The 3054-nt window shown below is 69.5% G+C and carries 5 protein-coding genes; 3 read left to right on the forward strand and 2 right to left on the reverse strand.

Going from position 1 to position 3054, the window contains the following annotated elements:
* Nucleotides 1-202: 202 nt before the first annotated feature.
* Nucleotides 203-466 carry a hypothetical protein gene (locus KBI52_RS01905; RefSeq protein WP_210804957.1) on the forward strand — a complete coding sequence of 88 codons (264 nt, stop codon included), beginning with the start codon at nt 203-205 and terminating at the stop codon, nt 464-466.
* Nucleotides 467-713: 247 nt separating this feature from the next.
* Here KBI52_RS01905 and KBI52_RS01910 read toward each other — a convergent pair whose 3' ends face one another.
* Entirely contained in the window at nt 714-1202 is a 489-nt protein-coding gene (locus KBI52_RS01910; protein WP_247654116.1) for a hypothetical protein, read from the reverse strand.
* A gap of 189 nt (nt 1203-1391) precedes the next feature.
* Between KBI52_RS01910 and KBI52_RS01915 the strand changes: the two genes are divergently transcribed.
* Nucleotides 1392-1805, forward strand: coding sequence for a hypothetical protein (locus tag KBI52_RS01915; RefSeq protein ID WP_210804959.1), 414 nt, complete (start codon nt 1392-1394; stop codon nt 1803-1805).
* A gap of 39 nt (nt 1806-1844) precedes the next feature.
* Here the strand turns inward: KBI52_RS01915 and KBI52_RS01920 are convergent, their stop codons facing one another.
* Nucleotides 1845-2126: a DUF3303 domain-containing protein gene (locus KBI52_RS01920; protein WP_173946839.1), complete on the reverse strand. Its 282-nt coding sequence runs from the start codon at nt 2124-2126 to the stop codon at nt 1845-1847.
* A 265-nt stretch (nt 2127-2391) separates the two neighbouring features.
* Here KBI52_RS01920 and KBI52_RS01925 point away from each other — a divergent pair, with 265 nt between their 5' ends.
* Complete coding sequence (locus KBI52_RS01925) at nt 2392-3036, forward strand: L,D-transpeptidase (RefSeq protein WP_210804961.1); 645 nt, start codon at nt 2392-2394, stop codon at nt 3034-3036.
* Nucleotides 3037-3054: the final 18 nt, after the last annotated feature.

Raw genomic sequence — 3054 nt, forward strand, 5'->3', positions numbered from 1 at the left:
CTTCGGGCTGCCAAGTCTAAACGCCTAAAAGTACCGTGCGCGAGGTGCCGTCCGGCTCTTCCATCTTCCACCATCATCGAGCCGGGCTGCCACTCGCGCCACCCTCGATCCCCTTCACGCTCCGGGCTCTCAGAGCCCGGGGACGAGGGCCCATGCCCTGTCCCCTTTCATGTTCCATCCACGATTGCCGAAAGATCATTCCATGAAGCGCTTTCATCCCGGCCTGTCCGAGCTGCCCGATTGCGACGATACCCTGCGCCGCCTCGCCGACGTGCTGCAGATCCCGCACACCTGCCGCAGGACCCGCTGCCGGCGCAGGGTCGAGTGCCAGGGCGGCTACGGGCCGCCCTGCTATCTGGAATCTCGCCGGGACTTCGTGAAGGGCGTGAGCGAGCAGATGCAGGAATACCGGGAGTTTTGGCACGACCGGTTTAGGACGATCCAGGCGCAGGAGCGGCGGCGGTGAGGAGCCTGCCGGCGCGGGCCGGCACGCCCTCCCGTCCGGACGCCCTCGCCCGTCATGGCCGGCCTTGTGCCGGCCATCCCGATCGGAAAAGCGCGGCGCTTCAGACAATCGAGATCACCGGCACAAGGCCGGTGATGACGTCGAGGGGGCCAGGACCCGCCATTCCAATCTGCACAGGCACTCCGCCTCCCCTGATCGGGATCACCGGGACGAGCCCGGCGATGACGTCGAGGATGTCATGGCCCCCTCACCCCTCCGGCCTGCGGAACACGCCCTGCACCACCGTGCCGCGTCCGACGAGTTCCGGCGGCGGGTTCTCCCAGTCGACCGGCTCGGGCGCGCGGCCGTGCCAATAGACCATCCAGCGGCCCTGGTCGTCCTGGTAGACGCCGTAGATCAGGTGGCCGCGCCACTCGCCGTGGCCGCGCCACTCGCCATGGCCGCGCCAGTGCCGCTCGCGACGGGCGGGACCGACGAGATCGCCCACGCCCCGCGTCACCAGCCAGGCGAGGCCGAGCAAGGTCGCCGGCACGGCGACGAGCCAGAGGGCCTGGATCGGCTCGGAGGAGCTTTGAAACTTCGAGAGCCAATCGGCCCAGAGACTGTAGGGCTGGTCCATCGCGCTAAACTCCCCTCCGGTGAAGCGACCACCAGGAGCCCTGGTGGCCGGGGAGTTGAGAAGCCGCCTGTAGACGACCGCGATGACCTTTAGGCTTTCGCCCTGGACATGCGCCATCGCCTCCCCGACCGTAAGGTTGGGAAGGCATCGTTCACGGCCGATACCGGCCGCTACAGGTCGGGGTTCTCACGCCCCGGAACCGGGTGCGCCCGGCTCCGGTTCCGAGATAACACGCCGACATGGTATAGGGTCAATGCCTCGCGCATCCCGCTCCACCGCCGTCGCGCCGGAGGGCCCGCCTCGCCCATGATCCCGCGTCTCGCCCTCCTCCTCGCCCTCCTCCTCGCCCTCGTGGCCCCGGCATCGCACGTCCATGCCCAGAGCCTCTCGCCCGGCCGGCACCCGTTCTGGGCGCTCGACCTGGTGGTCGAGGTGACGGAGCCTTACGAATGGCGGTCCTTCGGGCGGCTGCGCGCCGTCATGGCGGGGCTGGCGCGGGTCGGCCGCGCCTGCCGGGCCGAGGCCTATGAGCGCGGCGTCGTGGTCGCGTGCGGGTCGGGCGAGGAGCGGCTGCTGATCGATCTCGCGGCCGCGCCCACCCGGCATCCGGAAGCGCTCACCGTCGAGTCGATCAGGACGAGAGGGCCGAACAGCGAGCCCCTGCCCGCCGCGCAGCACATCCCGTTCCTGCGCGATCTGCTCGGCCGACGGGACAGGTGAGCGGGACCGGTCCGCCCTCGCGGCCCGTGCCGGCGGATCTCACCCGCCGGGCTGCATCCGTCGCGCCAGCTCCAGCCCCTGCTCGGCCGTCAGGGCCGGGACGACGGTCAGGTCGAGGAAGTCGTCCCATGCGGCGATGCCCATCATGATCGGCGCGGGATCGTCCGCCTCGGCGATGGCCACGAGGGCCGGCTCGCCGGACATCAGCCAGTATTCCGCCTTCACGCGGATGCCCGGCGGGTACTGCCAGGCGACCCGGCGCGCCACCCTCTCCTTCATGGTGCCCGCGGCCTTCGCCTTCCCCATGATCACGTACAGCATGACGAGTCTCCCTTCGTTTCCATGGGCCACTCGACGCAACAGCACGAAGCGATTCTACGCCCGCAGGTGCCCGGCGGAAAGCGCCCGGGAACGGACCGTTCGGGACGGGGCGGCACGAGGCGCGGCGCAGCGTGGTCGCCGGGGTCCGGAACTCGACCCGCCCCACGCGGACATAATTTGCCGGAGCGGGAACCTTAGCCTTTCGTGGCCGTCATTCCAGGAGCGGCCTTCGCGGCCGACTGGGCCGACTCGAGGAGACCGACCGATGCGAGGATGGATCACGTCCGCTTGCCTGCTCCTGGGAGCGATCGGCATCGCGGCTCCCGCCGCGAGCGCGGAGGTCTCCATCGCGGTGAACAAGACGACCCAGCGCATGACCGTTTCGGTGGACGGCGTCGAACGCTACGCGTGGCCCGTCTCGACGGGCACGATCGACTATTCCACGCCCACCGGGGCCTTCACGCCCTCGCGCCTGGCGAGGGAACACTACTCGCGGGAATGGGACGACGCGCCCATGCCGCACTCGATCTTCTTCACGGAGTCCGGTCACGCCATTCATGGCAGCCGGGCCACCGGCCTTCTGGGTTCGCCGGCGTCCCACGGCTGCATCCGGCTGTCGCCGACCAATGCGCGCATCCTGTTCGCTCTCGTCGAGGCCGAAGGACCGGCCAATACGAGGATCGAGATCACCGGCTTCGACCCCATCGGGACGATCGTCGGCAGCCGGAACGGGACCCGGCTCGATTCCAGTCGCCTGACCAGCTTCGATCCCCTCACGGACGGGATCATGTCCGGCGGCGGCCCCATCCGGCGGCCTGCTCCGCACGAGGCGCTCGCCACGAACGGGAGCAATGGTGCGGCCGAGAGGACTCGAACCTCCACGGGTCTCCCCGCTACCACCTCAAGGTAGTGCGTCTACCAATTCCGC

This window comes from Microvirga sp. HBU67558 (genome assembly GCF_018069605.1).
GTDB lineage: Bacteria > Pseudomonadota > Alphaproteobacteria > Rhizobiales > Beijerinckiaceae > Microvirga > Microvirga terrae.

Bases quoted from the DNA above. Each gene is read 5' to 3' on its own strand.
- KBI52_RS01905 (WP_210804957.1), top strand. From the start codon at position 203: ATGAAGCGCTTTCATCCCGGCCTGTCCGAGCTGCCCGATTGCGACGAT.
- KBI52_RS01910 (WP_247654116.1), bottom strand. From the start codon at position 1,202: ATGGCGCATGTCCAGGGCGAAAGCCTAAAGGTCATCGCGGTCGTCTAC.
- KBI52_RS01915 (WP_210804959.1), top strand. From the start codon at position 1,392: ATGATCCCGCGTCTCGCCCTCCTCCTCGCCCTCCTCCTCGCCCTCGTG.
- KBI52_RS01920 (WP_173946839.1), bottom strand. From the start codon at position 2,126: ATGCTGTACGTGATCATGGGGAAGGCGAAGGCCGCGGGCACCATGAAG.
- KBI52_RS01925 (WP_210804961.1), top strand. From the start codon at position 2,392: ATGCGAGGATGGATCACGTCCGCTTGCCTGCTCCTGGGAGCGATCGGC.